This window comes from Brucella anthropi ATCC 49188 (assembly GCF_000017405.1).
GTDB lineage: Bacteria > Pseudomonadota > Alphaproteobacteria > Rhizobiales > Rhizobiaceae > Brucella > Brucella anthropi.
In genome coordinates, this window is the sequence record NC_009668.1 from 526,108 (window position 1) to 538,745 (window position 12,638).

Genomic DNA, 12,638 nt, shown 5'->3' on the forward strand with positions numbered 1-12,638 from the left:
GCGGCGATAGTTTCGGATAGCTGGCGAGGACTTCTGTTCATGCAGCCTTTGTTTTGCCTCGTGCCAGAACGCTCTCCACCAGCAAAAGCCCGACCCCACAGACAATCGCCACGTCGGCAAGGTTGAAGGCGGGCCAATGATAGCTGCCAATGTAAAAATCCAGGAAATCCGCCACCGCACCCTGCCGCAGCCGGTCGAGCAGATTGCCGAGCGCCCCCCCAACCACGAGCCCGAGGGCGGATGCCGTCAGGCGGCTGTCGCTTCGATGGATCCAGACAAGGAGGCCAGCGACTATAGCGAGCGTGAACGCCATCAGGAGCCAAGCCGGCGCCTGGCCGAACAATCCGAAGCTCACGCCGGTATTGAAGCCGAGCACGAGATTAAAGAAGCCGGTGACGGGGATGACCTGAGGCGGGTTCATAACATGGTTCAGGACCCACCACTTCGTCGCCTGATCAAGGAAAAATCCGCCAAGGGCGATGGGAAGGCCGAGCCTGAGCATGTCCAAATGTCCTTTAAACTCCGGCTTAGCCGATCCGGCCGAGGGCCGGGAAAGTCTGGAGCAGCCATATCGCAAAGCTGGTTAGATGGCCGGTGATCATGGCGATGCCCATCACCACCATCACCCCACCAGCGACGATTTTGAGCACCCGGCCAGTACGGCGCATCGACATCATCCGCGCCATGAACCCGCGCATGAACAAAGCGGCCAAGATGAAAGGGAGGCCAAGGCCGAGCGAGTAGACGGCGAGCAGCGTCGTTCCGCTTGCGACCGTGGCGTTGGCGGCGGACAGGGTCAGAATCGCGCCCAGCACTGGTCCGATGCAGGGAGTCCAGCCGAACGCGAAAGCGAGACCGAGGAGATAAGCCGCGCCGGCGCTTCCGCTGCCCGGATTGGCATGGAACCGCGCTTCACGATTGAGCCAGGGCATTGGTACGAGGCCTGTCGTGAACAGACCGAAGAGGACGACGATTACGCCTCCGATCAGGTTCGCTTCGAAAAGATACATGCGCAGGAGCCGGCTCAACACGGTTGCGCTGGCCCCAAGGAGGACGAACACGGTCGTAAAGCCGAGCACGAAGCAGAGGCTGAGGCCGAGAGTTCGGCTTGCCGCCTTGAATTCGGCATCGGCCGCAGTGCCATCCGGGCTAATCGTGCGGCCTGCGACGTAGGAGATATAGCCCGGCACCAGCGGAAGGACGCAGGGCGACAGGAAGGATACGACACCTGCGGCGAAAGCCGTCGCTATTCCGATACTGGAGAACTCCATCAGCCAATCTCGCCCGCCAGGCGGCGGAGCTTCTGCAATCGAATCTCACGCGGCTCGTGCATGTCGAGCGTGCCGACGAATTGGCTCTCGGCATCCATTAGGTAAACGCCGGCGGTATGATCCATTGTGTATTCGCCCCCTTCCAGAGGCACTTTTCGCGCATAGGCCGCAAAGGCCTTCACCACAGCGTCCGTTTCCTGTCGATTTCCCCGCAGTGCGAGGATGCGGTTATCAAAGGCTGTCATGTACTGAGCCAGCAATTCTTGTGTGTCCCGTTCGGGATCGACGGTGAAGAACAGGACGTTGAACTGGTCGGCCACCGGCCCGAGCTCGTTCATGAGATCGCTCAGTTCATAGAGCGTCGTCGGGCACACATCGGGACAATGGGTGAAGCCGAAGAAGGCGAGATAAGGCTTTCCGGCCAGCGCAGCATTGTCGATCGTTTCGCCTCGATGGGATGTGAGCTGGAACGGGCCGCCGATGGCTGCCGTGCCTGTCGAGGACGCGACCGCCACGGTTTGCTGTTGCCAAGGCTTGGATACGGACAGGCCGATGAAAAGCCCGCCGACAGCGGCGACGGCAACCCATGCAACAAGGCGGAAAAGTTTGACGCCGCTCATTGGACAGCCTCTCCGTGTCCGTCATGTTCGTTCGCAGATTCCGGACGAGCGCCCATGTTCTGCACAACGAACTCAACGTCGATCGCAGCGGCCTGCTCGAACACAAGAGTCGCGGCAAACCGCTCCCCATCCTTCAAAGGGCGCGATGGCTTCAAGAACATGATGTGCATACCGCCAGGTTGAAGCTCGACGGTCTCGCCAGCTCCAATTTCGATGCCATTTTGCACAGGCCTCATGCTGGCAACCCCATCGCTCACGGTCGACTCATGGATTTCCACCCGGTCTGACAGAGGTGATGAGATTGAAACCAGGCGATCGGCCATATCGCCATCGTTTGTCAGCGTCAGATAGCCGCCGGCTACCGGCGTGACCGGCGGAGTCGCGCGTGACCACGGGTGATTGATGGTGATCGAACCAGCTTGGAAGTCGTGACCCACAGCAGGAGAGATCGACACTGCAAGGGCAAGGAAGGCGGCGGATAGGGCTCGCAAACTAGTCATGTTCCTTTTCTCCTTTTCCAGCTTCGCCGGCCTTCTCAAGGATTTCGAAGCCGCTTCTGACAACGACTACAACCACACCCAAGCCAATGATCAGATCCGGATAAGGCGAATTGAAAAGAATTACTGCAAGACCAGAAACAGCGATCGCCGAGTTCACGAGCATATCGTTTGTCGTGAATATCCATGAGGCTTGCAGATGCACGCCACTTTCCCGATGTGATTTCAGGAACCACATGCAGATCATATTCGTAAGCGCGCTCGCGATTGCCACGGCGATCATGACCGGCCCGATCGGATCGGAGCCAGTGAAGAAGCGTCGGCCAACCTCAAACAGAAGCAAACCGGCGAATACTATCAGGAGCATACCCGACAGCCGCGCAACGCGAACCTTCGCCGCCAAACCGCGACCTACGACGAAAAGGCTGATGGCGTAGACACCGGCATCGCCAAGATTATCGAGTGCAGAGCCCATCAATCCTGTTGACTGAGCCCACCAACCTAATCCTCCCACAATGGCTGCCTGGGCAGTATTAATCGCAAGTACCCATGCGAGCGCCCATTGTTCGCTCTTCTCGGATGAATTGGCACTGCCCTGGGACTGATTACTCATAAATTATACCTCGGCTTTCTTGGCGAGAAGTGGAAGCCGCGACCTGCATGTGCGCACTGTTCAAGCTCATTTGTCGCGGGTGCCGCGCCAGGTCAGCAGGCGCAGCGCATTGGCCGTAACGAGGACAGTAGCGCCCGTATCGGCGAGGATGGCCATCCAGAGCGTGGTAATGCCGAATAGAGTCGTCACGAGGAAGACAGCCTTCAGACCAAGCGCTATTGCGATGTTCTGCCAGATATTGCCGAGCGTCGCCTGCGACAATCCGATGAGATCAGCGATACCCGTCACCCGGTTTCTGAGCAGCGCGGCATCAGCGGTTTCCAGCGCGACGTCGGTGCCCGCACCCATGGCAACGCCAACGGAGGCAGCAGCGAGCGCCGGAGCGTCGTTGATACCGTCTCCCACCATGGCAATCGGTCCATCAGCCCTGAGGCGGCCGATCTCGGCGAGCTTGGCGTCGGGCAGAAGTTCGGCGCTCGCCTCAAGGCCGAGATGAGCCGCAATGGCGTCGGCCGTGCGCTTGTTGTCGCCGGTCAGCATCAGAGGGCGCACGCCGCGATCTGTCAGCCGCTTCACACCTTCGATAGCGTCGTCGCGCGGCTCGTCGCGCAAGGCGATCAATCCCTCGATGGTCTTGCCCTTGATGAGCACGACGACCGTCTTGCCCTGGCTCTCCAGCCCGGTGATCGTGTCAACGATGCTCTCTTCGAGGCCCGTTTGTTCGGCGGCGTGACGGGGAGACCCGACCGAAGCGAAGCCGTCCTTCAACCGCGCTGTGACCGCTTTGCCGGGTGTGGCAACGCCGCCCCCGAAGGTGGCGGGCAGTTCGAGCCCCCGCACCTTTGCCGCCTCCACGATTGCAATCCCGAGAGGATGGCTGGTGCTGCGCTCGACGGCCGCCGCGATGGCAAGGACGGAGTTCTCATCACCATTGATCGGCACAATGTCCGTCACCTGGGGGTGGCCACGCGTCAGCGTTCCCGTCTTGTCGAAGGCAACGGTTACGACCTTGCCAAGTGTTTCCAGCGTCGCGCCGCCCTTGATCAACAGTCCCTGACGCGCACCGGCGGCAAGACCCGAAGCAATAGCCGCCGGTGTGGAAATCACGAGCGCGCAGGGACAAGCAATCAGCAACGTCGCGAGACCCCGATACACCCATGTCATCCAGTCACCGCCGAAGGCGAGCGGCGGCACGACAACGATCAGAGCCGCGACGACCATCGCGCCCGGCGTGTACCAGCGGCTGAAACGGTCGATCATACGCGCCGTCGGGGCCTTTGATTCCTGGGCTTCCTCGACCATGTGGATGATACGGGCGATGGTGTTGTCGGCCGCGACATGGCTGATCGACACCCGCAACTCGCCATTTGCATTGATGCTGCCGGCATAGACGTTTGCGCCGGCTTCTTTCAGCACGGGCACGGATTCGCCTGTCACCGGGGCCTCATCGACCTCAGAAACGCCGTCAATCACCGTGCCGTCAGACGGCACACGGTCACCAGGCCGAACAACGACAACATCACCGACGGCCAGATCTTCTGCGGCGACCTTCTCAACAACACCATCACGCTCGCGGAACGCGGCCCGAGGCACGAGATCGATCAGTGCTTCAATGCCAGCGCGCGCACGGCCGGCCGCCACGGTTTCAAGCAATTCGCCCACTGCGAACAGAAAGATCACGACAGCAGCTTCTTCGGCCTCGCCGATGGCGACCGCGCCGAGTGCCGCGACCGTCATCAGCGTCTCGATGGTGAAGGGGGAGCCGGACATCGCGCCGGCGACCGCCCGCCTCGCGAACGGGATGATGCTGATCAATGCAGCGCCCGAGTATAGCCATTGCTCCGATTCGGGCAGGACACGCGCGAGGGCGAAGGCAAGGATGAACAACGCGCCGGTAAGGAGCACAAGCCGACCCTTGCTGCCTTTCCACCACGCCTCCGTGCTGCGTTTCCGAGGTGGGCTCGCCTTTGCCTCGGTCTGCTCGATCACTGGTGTGTAGCCGAGCGCTCGGATCTTTTGCTCAATGGTGCCGAGAGCCGTACGGTCCTCATCCAGTTGCAATGCGAGCGTCTCGTTGGCGTAGCTGACATGAATGTCGCTAACGCCCGGCAGGCGTTGCATCACCGTTTCAATTTTCAACGCGCAGGAGGCGCAGTCCATGCCTTCTACACGCAGTCTGTAAGGGCTCGCTGCCGCCATGATGTCACCTCGACTTTCCCGATGTGACATTGTAGATAGACCCTGTAGTAACTATAGGGTCAAGAGATGAACGACAGAATTCTGATGATCGGCCAATTGGCTAGACGAACGGGGACCAAGGTCGAGACGATCCGGTTCTACGAGAAGAACGGTCTCCTGCCCGCACCCTCGCGTACCGATGGCAACTACCGTGCATATGAGCCGGGCCACCTCAACCGCCTCAGCTTCATCAGGCGTGCGCGCGAGCTTGGTTTCTCGCTCGATCAGATCAGGGAGTTTCTCAAGCTGGCCGACGATCGTTCGCAGTCCTGCGCGGCGATTGATGCGATTGCAAAGGAGCACCGGAAGGAAGTCGAGCGAAAAATCGAAGACCTAACTGCGCTCAAGTCGGAACTGGACAGGATGATAGACCAGTGTGGATGCGGGCTGGTCGCAGATTGTAGGATAATAGAGAGCCTGTCTCCGCTGCCAGCCAGAACCTAATGACTGCTCACCGCAGCGCCGGGCCTCTCGATGCCAAAATCTTTGCGGCGATCGGTGACGTAATCATCTGGATCACAGCGAAGAAGGCGGCAGGCACGGCGATTTCCGAGGGCAACCCGGACGCCGCTACGAACGCCGCCGCAATGGAGAACTCCTTTTTGCTCACCGTGAACAGGTAGGCGATCAGCTCTTGCCGGTCGGCCACAAAGACTTTTGCGATGGACCCGACCGCATAGCCGATCAGGTTCAGCGTGAGCGCGGCCAGCGCGATTAGGAGGGCGAACCAGCCATAGCCGAGGATTGTTTCGGCGTTTGGACCCACGACCGCCAGAAGCAGGAGCAGGTAGAGCACCGAACCAAGAGAGGGATAGAGGCCATCGTGTCGGCCGACCGCTTCCGGGTATCGCGTGCGTAGGTAGACCCCGATCACGGTCGGCAGCACCACGATCAGCACTAATTCCATGATGATCGCCCCGATGGGAACTTGCAGCTCGATTCCGGTGAGAAGCAGGAACAGGATCGGCACGATGAAGGGCGAAAGCACTGTGTTGACCGCATTGAGGACCGCCGCGAGGGCGACATTGCCGCGTGCGAGCAGGACCAGCAACGGAGCGGAAACGTCAGTCGGCAGAGTGCCGACAAGGGTTTGACCGGCGGCCAGCGGCCCAGAGCCGAAGAACAGCCGCCCGGTGAGCCATCCGGCGAGCGACATGGGACCATAGACGAGGCCAAGCGCCCAAAGCTGCCGGCTCGGCTTCCGGAAAACCAGCTTCACGGCGTGAGCGTCGAATGTCAGGCTGATGACCAGCATCAGCAATGCCAGAAGCGGGCTTATGCCGCTTTCAAGGACCATGCCGAGCGAAGGGACGAGCAGGCCAAGCGCGGCCGTTACAACGGCCAGCAGCAGGAGATTGTTTTCAACAAAGGCGAGGGCTTTCTGCATCGGCAGTCCTATTCGCAGCGGATCGTACCGGTTGGGCGGCCCTCGCATTTCGCGAACAGGGCAATCGCTTGATCGCAATATTTGCAGTGACCTTGGCAGCAGTCGTGCATGAGGAAGGCGACGAGATCGGAGAGCGCCGGCCAGTTGGCGCTGTAGATGATCGACTTGCCATCTCGCCGCCCCTGCACGAGTCCGGCACGCTCCAGTTCCTTGAGATGGAAGGAGACGCGCGACGGCGGCGCATCATCGAGCGCGCCGGCGATGGCACCAGCGGCCATGCCGTCAGCCCCCGCGACGACCAACATGCGGATTATCCGCAAGCGGTCCTTGTGAGAGAGCGCGGCGAAGCCCGCGAGCGCGTCGTTTTCGTCCATATCATTTCAACGTTTCATGTTTTGTTGAAATTATTGCTTATAGATGGAGCGCGCGCGCCTCAATCTCGCGCAATTCCTGAAACCCGCAATAGATCGGCTGCACCCGGAAAGTCGCGGCTATTCGTTTCACAAGACTTTATCGCAAGTGCTAAGCCACTTGCGACATGATTTCCGAGAGCGGACCACCTGGGGCGAACGTCGGCTCGGTCCCGGCGAGGCGGCCTGACGCCACGGGCCGGTCGAATCAGTCGAGAGCATGCCGGTGTGCCTGCAGATCATCCGACTGGTCAGGCACACCGCCGTTCTCCTGTAATTTTATCCCACACTACTACGACGACCGAAACTTGTTGAAACGACCTGTTTTGTGTCTCTTTTAGTGATCCCCATCCGGGGATCGTCTCTCGCCTCCCCGGTGGAACGGGGACGAGATGCCAGGCATCAACCACAAACAGGCAAATGTGGACCGCGGCGCGCGCATGCTCCGGACAGCGCTCGGGCCTGCCATCTCAACCCTGCTGCAAGACCCGTCTGTCGTCGAGGTCATGCTGAACCCGGACGGACGCATCTGGGTGGACCGGCTGTCCGAAGGGTTGGCCGATACGGGCGAAATACTGTCCGCCGCTGACGGTGAGCGCATCGTGCGGCTGGTCGCCCACCATGTCGGCGTCGAAGTCCATGCGCGCAGCCCGCGCGTCTCGGCCGAACTGCCCGAAACCGGCGAGCGCTTCGAGGGGTTGCTGCCGCCGGTCGTGTCCGCACCCGCCTTCGCCATCCGCAAGCCCGCGGTCGCAGTATTCACGCTAGACGACTATGTGGCCGCCGGCATCATGTCCGCCGATCAGGCGGAAACGCTCCGCGCGGCCGTCGCGTCCCGCGCCAACATCCTTGTCGCAGGCGGCACGTCCACCGGTAAAACGACGCTGACCAATGCGCTGCTCGCCGAGGTGGCGAAGACGCAGGATCGGGTCGTCATCATCGAGGACACCCGCGAACTGCAATGCGCAGCGTCGAATCTCGTGGCGATGCGCACCAAGGATGGTGTCGCCACCTTGTCGGAACTGGTGCGGTCTTCGCTGCGCCTGCGTCCGGACCGCATTCCGATCGGTGAGGTGCGCGGCGCCGAGGCGCTCGATCTCCTCAAAGCCTGGGGCACCGGCCATCCGGGCGGCATCGGCACCATCCATGCTGGTTCCGGCATCGGCGCCCTGCGCCGCCTCGAACAACTCATCCAGGAAGCCGTCGTCACTGTGCCGCGCGCGATGATCGCGGAGACCATCGACCTCGTGGCCGTCCTCGCTGGCCGCGGCTCCGCGCGCCGGCTGGCCGAACTTGCCTGCGTCGAAGGGCTCGGCCCCGACGGCGATTACCGGATTTCCCTCGCTTTTCCCGACACCTCAATCCCTCACGTTCCAGGAGAACCTGCATGATCCGTTGCGCCGTTCGTATCCGTCATCATCTGGCGACCGCCGCCGCCTTCACCTGGGCGAGCCTGATGACTGCCCCCGCCCAAGCGTCTGGCTCCTCCATGCCCTGGGAAGCGCCGCTGCAATCCATCCTTGAATCCGTCGAAGGCCCGGTGGCCAAGATCGTGGCAGTGATCATCATCATCGTCACCGGCCTGACGCTCGCATTCGGCGATACCGGCGGCGGCTTCCGTCGCCTCATCCAGATCGTCTTCGGTATCTCCATCGCCTTCGCGGCGTCCAGCTTCTTCCTCTCGTTCTTCAGCTTCGGCGGCGGAGCGCTGGTCTGATGGCGGTGAGTTTCGAGGCGCTCGACGCGGTTCCGGGATTCAGTGTGCCGGTTCACCGCGCCCTGACCGAACCGATCCTGCTTGGCGGAGCGCCACGCTCCGTCGCGATCCTCAATGGCACGCTGGCCGGAGCCGTGGGCCTCGGCCTCCAGCTCTGGCTGGCCGGCATCCTGATCTGGGCCGTCGGTCACATCGCCGCCGTCTGGGCCGCCAAGCGCGATCCGCTCTTCGTCGAGGTCGCGCGCCGCCACCTCCGCATCCCCGGTCATCTTTCGGTGTGAGGAAGCCCATGATGAATCTCGCCGAATACCGCCGTACCGCATCCCGCCTCGCCGATTACCTTCCCTGGGTAGCGCTGGTCGGCTTCGGCGTTGTCCTCAACAAGGACGGCTCGTTCCAGCGCACCGCGAAGTTTCGCGGTCCCGATCTGGATTCCGCCGTCGCGGCCGAGCTGGTCGCGGTCGCTGGCCGCCTTAACAATGCCTTCCGTCGCCTCGGCTCCGGCTGGGCGATCTTCGTCGAAGCACAGCGGTCGGAAGCCGCCACCTATCCGGCGAGCCGCTTCCCCGATCCCGCATCGGCGCTGGTCGATGCCGAGCGCAAGGCCGATTTCGAGGAGAAAGGCAGCCATTTCGTCTCTGGCTATTTCCTGACCTTCCTCTGGCTTCCGCCCGCCGAGGATGCCGCCCGCTCCGAGTCCTGGCTTTACGAGGGCCGCGAAACGTCGAGCGTGAACCCTTGGGAACTGGTGCGCGGCTTTGCCGACCGCACCGACCGCGTGCTGGCGCTGCTCGACGGTTTTATGCCGGAATGCCGCTGGCTCGATGACGCCGGGACGCTGACTTACCTGCATTCGACGATTTCGATCAACCGGCATCGCGTCCGCGTGCCCGAAACCCCGACCTATCTCGATGCGCTGCTGGCCGATCAGCCGCTGACCGGCGGGCTGGAGCCGCGCCTGGGCAATCAGCATCTCCGGGTGCTGACGATCACCGGCTTTCCGGCAACCACCACCCCCGGCCTGCTCGACGAAATGAACCGGTTGGCCTTTCCCTATCGCTGGTCGACCCGCGCCATCCTCATGGACAAGACCGATGCGACCCGGCTGCTGACGAAGATCAGGCGCCAGTGGTTCGCCAAGCGCAAGTCGATTGCCGCCATCCTGAAAGAGGTGATGACCAACGAGCAATCCGCGCTCGTCGACACCGACGCCGCCAACAAGGCGGCCGATGCCGACATGGCCCTGCAGGAACTTGGCGCCGACATGGCGGGCATGGCCTATGTCACGGCGACCGTCACCGTTTGGGACGAGGACGCCCGCCGCGCCGACGAAAAGCTGCGGCTGGTCGAGAAGATCATCCAGTCCCGCGATTTCAGCGTCATGGTCGAAACGGTCAACGCCGTCGACGCCTGGCTCGGCAGCTTGCCCGGACATGCCTATGCGAATGTCCGGCAACCGCCGGTCTCGACGCTCAACCTTGCCCACATGGTCCCTTCGTCCGCCGTGTGGGCGGGACCGGAACGGGACGATCACTTCGGCGCGCCCCCGCTGCTGTATGGCAGGACCGAAGGATCGACCCCGTTCCGGTTTTCCCTCCATGTCGGCGATGTCGGCCATACGCTTGTCGTCGGGCCGACGGGTGCCGGCAAATCGGTGCTGCTGGCGCTAATGGCCTTGCAGTTCCGGCGCTACGCGCGCTCACAGGTCTTTGCCTTCGATTTCGGCGGCTCGATCCGGGCCTGCGCCCTCGCGATGCAAGGTGACTGGCACGATCTTGGTGGCGAGCTGACCGACGCTTCCGAAACATCCGTCTCGCTGCAACCTCTGGCGCGCATTCACGAGACGGCCGAACGCGCCTGGGCCGCCGACTGGATCGTGGCGATCCTGACGCGCGAGAACATCCAGATCACCCCGGAGGTGAAGGAGCACATCTGGACGGCCCTGACCTCGCTCGCCTCCGCCCCGGTCGGGGAACGCACCATCACCGGCCTCGCCGTGCTGCTCCAGTCGAATGATCTGAAACAGGCGCTCCGCGCCTATTGCGTCGGTGGTCCCTATGGCCGGCTGCTCGATGCGGAGACCGAACATCTTGGTTCAGCAGACGTGCAGGCATTCGAAATCGAGGGCCTTGTCGGGACCGGCGCGGCGCCCGCGGTCCTCTCTTATCTCTTCCACCGCATCGGCGACCGGCTAGACGGGTGGCCCACGCTGCTGATCATCGACGAGGGCTGGCTGGCGCTCGACGACGAAGGCTTCGCGGACCAACTCAGGGAATGGCTCAAAACCCTGCGAAAGAAGAACGCCAGCGTCATCTTCGCCACGCAGTCACTGTCCGACATCGACAATTCAGCCATCGCGCCGGCGATCATCGAAAGCTGCCCAACGCGGCTGTTGCTGCCCAACGAGCGCGCCATCGAACCCCAGATCACCGCGATCTATCGCCGTTTCGGCCTCAATGACAGGCAGATCGAGATCCTCGCACGGGCCACGCCCAAGCGGGACTACTACTGCCAGTCGCGGCGCGGCAACCGCCTGTTTGACCTCGGATTGTCGGAAGTCGGGCTGGCGCTTTGCGCCGCATCGGCCAAATCCGATCAGGCCCTGATCAGCGAAATCCTCACCGAGCATGGCCGCGACGGGTTCCTCGCCGCCTGGCTCAAGGCGCGTGGCGTCGAATGGGCCGCAGAACTGATCCCGGACCTCAGCAATCTCGCGACCGAAAGCGAGGATCTGCCGTCCGTCATTTTCGATGAGGACGCGTTCGAGCTCACCCTGGAAGAAGAGGAAAGTACCCCATGACGCGCACAAAGACCCGGATTTCCCGCATGGCCAGCGCTTCGGCGCTCGCCCTTTCGCTTGCCGCGCCGCTGGCGCTCGCGCCGGACTTCATCACCCCGGCCCATGCCTTCTTCGGCGGGTTCGGCCGGATCGTCTATGATCCGACCAACCACGCGGAGAATCTGCTGACCGCCGCCCGTACGCTGGAGCAGATCAACAACCAGATCACCTCGCTTCAGAACGAGGCGCAGATGCTGATCAACCAGGCCCGCAATCTCGCGAGCCTGCCTCACAGCTCGCTTCAGGCGCTTCAGCAGAACGTCCAGCGGACCCAGCAGCTTCTCGGGCAGGCCCAGAACATTGCGTTCGACGTTCAGAACATCGATCAGATGTTCCAGCAGGACTACGGCAAGCTGTCTTTGACCGCGACCGACACCCAGATGATCGCCGATGCGCGCTCGCGCTGGGAAAACACCGTCGGCGGCCTGCAGGACGCCATGCGCGTCCAGGCCGGCGTCGTCGGCAATATCGACAGCAATCGCACGCAAATGTCGGAGCTTGTCGGCCAAAGCCAGGGGGCGACCGGCGCGCTTCAGGCGACCCAGGCTGGCAACCAGCTTCTCGCCCTCCAGTCGCAGCAGCTTTCGGACCTGATCGCTGTCATCTCGGCCAATGGCCGGGCGAATGCCTTGACCGAGGCCGAACGCGCCACGGCAGCCGAACAGGGACGCATTCAGCGCGAGCGTTTCCTGACGCCGGGGTCAGGCTATCAGCCCGGCAACGCGCGAATGTTCAACTGAGGAAAGGAGGCGGAGTATGGAGGGGAAGGTGCTGGCCCGGATCGCGGCCATTGTGTTCGTGGCCGTGGCCATCACGGCGGCGATCATCGAGATGTCGCGTGAGGAAGGCCCCGCGCCAGCACCTTCCGTCCCAGCGCTTCAGCCCGCCACCGATCCGCTGCGTCTGGAACAGCGGCGTTGCCAGGCATTGGGCGAGGCGGCGGCCAATGATGCCGACTGCCTCCGAACCTGGGCCGAGACCCGCGATCGCTTCCTCGGCAAGACACCCGCGCCAGCGACCCCCGCACAGAACGGGAGACCGTGAGC

General features: G+C 62.5%; 15 protein-coding genes. 7 read left to right on the forward strand and 8 right to left on the reverse strand.

What is annotated here, in order from left to right:
* Positions 1-37 precede the first annotated feature (37 nt).
* The 6 genes from lspA to OANT_RS16605 all read right to left on the reverse strand — a co-directional run bounded on the left by lspA (position 38) and on the right by OANT_RS16605 (position 5,200).
* A complete protein-coding gene (gene lspA / locus OANT_RS16580) occupies positions 38-502 on the reverse strand; it encodes a signal peptidase II (protein WP_012092646.1) in 465 nt (154 codons plus the stop codon).
* A 25-nt stretch (positions 503-527) separates the two neighbouring features.
* Positions 528-1,271, reverse strand: a complete 744-nt coding sequence (locus OANT_RS16585) for a cytochrome c biogenesis CcdA family protein (protein ID WP_012092647.1) — start codon at positions 1,269-1,271, stop codon at positions 528-530.
* Positions 1,271-1,891 carry an SCO family protein gene (locus tag OANT_RS16590; RefSeq protein WP_012092648.1) on the reverse strand — a complete coding sequence of 207 codons (621 nt, stop codon included), beginning with the start codon at positions 1,889-1,891 and terminating at the stop codon, positions 1,271-1,273. The genes OANT_RS16585 and OANT_RS16590 overlap by 1 nt, the downstream gene beginning before the upstream one ends.
* Positions 1,888-2,391 carry a copper chaperone PCu(A)C gene (locus tag OANT_RS16595; protein ID WP_012092649.1) on the reverse strand — a complete coding sequence of 168 codons (504 nt, stop codon included), beginning with the start codon at positions 2,389-2,391 and terminating at the stop codon, positions 1,888-1,890. Before OANT_RS16595 ends, OANT_RS16590 begins: the two co-directional genes overlap by 4 nt.
* Positions 2,384-3,001, reverse strand: coding sequence for a cation efflux transmembrane domain-containing protein (locus OANT_RS16600; protein ID WP_012092650.1), 618 nt, complete (start codon positions 2,999-3,001; stop codon positions 2,384-2,386). The genes OANT_RS16595 and OANT_RS16600 overlap by 8 nt, the downstream gene beginning before the upstream one ends.
* 66 nt (positions 3,002-3,067) lie before the next feature.
* Positions 3,068-5,200: a heavy metal translocating P-type ATPase gene (locus tag OANT_RS16605; protein ID WP_028034401.1), complete on the reverse strand. Its 2,133-nt coding sequence runs from the start codon at positions 5,198-5,200 to the stop codon at positions 3,068-3,070.
* A 66-nt stretch (positions 5,201-5,266) separates the two neighbouring features.
* Between OANT_RS16605 and OANT_RS16610 the strand changes: the two genes are divergently transcribed.
* The gene (locus OANT_RS16610) at positions 5,267-5,683 is read left to right on the forward strand and encodes a MerR family transcriptional regulator (protein ID WP_012092652.1); all 417 of its coding nucleotides are present in this window, start codon (positions 5,267-5,269) and stop codon (positions 5,681-5,683) included.
* A 7-nt stretch (positions 5,684-5,690) separates the two neighbouring features.
* Here OANT_RS16610 and OANT_RS16615 read toward each other — a convergent pair whose 3' ends face one another.
* Both OANT_RS16615 and OANT_RS16620 read right to left on the reverse strand, forming a co-directional pair.
* A complete protein-coding gene (locus tag OANT_RS16615; RefSeq protein WP_012092653.1) occupies positions 5,691-6,626 on the reverse strand; it encodes a bile acid:sodium symporter family protein in 936 nt (311 codons plus the stop codon).
* An 8-nt stretch (positions 6,627-6,634) separates the two neighbouring features.
* Positions 6,635-7,000: an ArsR/SmtB family transcription factor gene (locus OANT_RS16620; RefSeq protein ID WP_012092654.1), complete on the reverse strand. Its 366-nt coding sequence runs from the start codon at positions 6,998-7,000 to the stop codon at positions 6,635-6,637.
* Positions 7,001-7,428: 428 nt separating this feature from the next.
* On the opposite strand from OANT_RS16620, the gene trbB reads away from it, so the two are divergent.
* From trbB to trbK-alt, 6 genes are read left to right on the forward strand one after another with little or no spacing between them, the layout of a single operon-like run.
* Entirely contained in the window at positions 7,429-8,427 is a 999-nt protein-coding gene (gene trbB, locus OANT_RS16625; RefSeq protein ID WP_012092655.1) for a P-type conjugative transfer ATPase TrbB, read from the forward strand.
* Positions 8,424-8,753: a TrbC/VirB2 family type IV secretion system protein gene (locus tag OANT_RS16630; protein ID WP_012092656.1), complete on the forward strand. Its 330-nt coding sequence runs from the start codon at positions 8,424-8,426 to the stop codon at positions 8,751-8,753. The genes trbB and OANT_RS16630 overlap by 4 nt, the downstream gene beginning before the upstream one ends.
* Complete coding sequence (locus OANT_RS16635; protein ID WP_012092657.1) at positions 8,753-9,034, forward strand: VirB3 family type IV secretion system protein; 282 nt, start codon at positions 8,753-8,755, stop codon at positions 9,032-9,034. The genes OANT_RS16630 and OANT_RS16635 overlap by 1 nt, the downstream gene beginning before the upstream one ends.
* An 8-nt stretch (positions 9,035-9,042) precedes the next feature.
* Positions 9,043-11,553, forward strand: coding sequence for a conjugal transfer protein TrbE (gene trbE, locus OANT_RS16640; protein WP_012092658.1), 2,511 nt, complete (start codon positions 9,043-9,045; stop codon positions 11,551-11,553).
* Positions 11,550-12,332, forward strand: coding sequence for a P-type conjugative transfer protein TrbJ (trbJ, locus tag OANT_RS16645; RefSeq protein WP_012092659.1), 783 nt, complete (start codon positions 11,550-11,552; stop codon positions 12,330-12,332). Before trbE ends, trbJ begins: the two co-directional genes overlap by 4 nt.
* A 16-nt stretch (positions 12,333-12,348) precedes the next feature.
* Entirely contained in the window at positions 12,349-12,636 is a 288-nt protein-coding gene (trbK-alt, locus tag OANT_RS16650) for a putative entry exclusion protein TrbK-alt (protein ID WP_012092660.1), read from the forward strand.
* Positions 12,637-12,638: the final 2 nt, after the last annotated feature.

Coding starts and splice junctions, on each gene's coding strand:
- lspA (WP_012092646.1), bottom strand. CDS start 502: ATGCTCAGGCTCGGCCTTCCCATCGCCCTTGGCGGATTTTTCCTTGAT.
- OANT_RS16585 (WP_012092647.1), bottom strand. CDS start 1,271: ATGGAGTTCTCCAGTATCGGAATAGCGACGGCTTTCGCCGCAGGTGTC.
- OANT_RS16590 (WP_012092648.1), bottom strand. CDS start 1,891: ATGAGCGGCGTCAAACTTTTCCGCCTTGTTGCATGGGTTGCCGTCGCC.
- OANT_RS16595 (WP_012092649.1), bottom strand. CDS start 2,391: ATGACTAGTTTGCGAGCCCTATCCGCCGCCTTCCTTGCCCTTGCAGTG.
- OANT_RS16600 (WP_012092650.1), bottom strand. CDS start 3,001: ATGAGTAATCAGTCCCAGGGCAGTGCCAATTCATCCGAGAAGAGCGAA.
- OANT_RS16605 (WP_028034401.1), bottom strand. CDS start 5,200: ATGGCGGCAGCGAGCCCTTACAGACTGCGTGTAGAAGGCATGGACTGC.
- OANT_RS16610 (WP_012092652.1), top strand. CDS start 5,267: ATGAACGACAGAATTCTGATGATCGGCCAATTGGCTAGACGAACGGGG.
- OANT_RS16615 (WP_012092653.1), bottom strand. CDS start 6,626: ATGCAGAAAGCCCTCGCCTTTGTTGAAAACAATCTCCTGCTGCTGGCC.
- OANT_RS16620 (WP_012092654.1), bottom strand. CDS start 7,000: ATGGACGAAAACGACGCGCTCGCGGGCTTCGCCGCGCTCTCTCACAAG.
- trbB (WP_012092655.1), top strand. CDS start 7,429: ATGCCAGGCATCAACCACAAACAGGCAAATGTGGACCGCGGCGCGCGC.
- OANT_RS16630 (WP_012092656.1), top strand. CDS start 8,424: ATGATCCGTTGCGCCGTTCGTATCCGTCATCATCTGGCGACCGCCGCC.
- OANT_RS16635 (WP_012092657.1), top strand. CDS start 8,753: ATGGCGGTGAGTTTCGAGGCGCTCGACGCGGTTCCGGGATTCAGTGTG.
- trbE (WP_012092658.1), top strand. CDS start 9,043: ATGATGAATCTCGCCGAATACCGCCGTACCGCATCCCGCCTCGCCGAT.
- trbJ (WP_012092659.1), top strand. CDS start 11,550: ATGACGCGCACAAAGACCCGGATTTCCCGCATGGCCAGCGCTTCGGCG.
- trbK-alt (WP_012092660.1), top strand. CDS start 12,349: ATGGAGGGGAAGGTGCTGGCCCGGATCGCGGCCATTGTGTTCGTGGCC.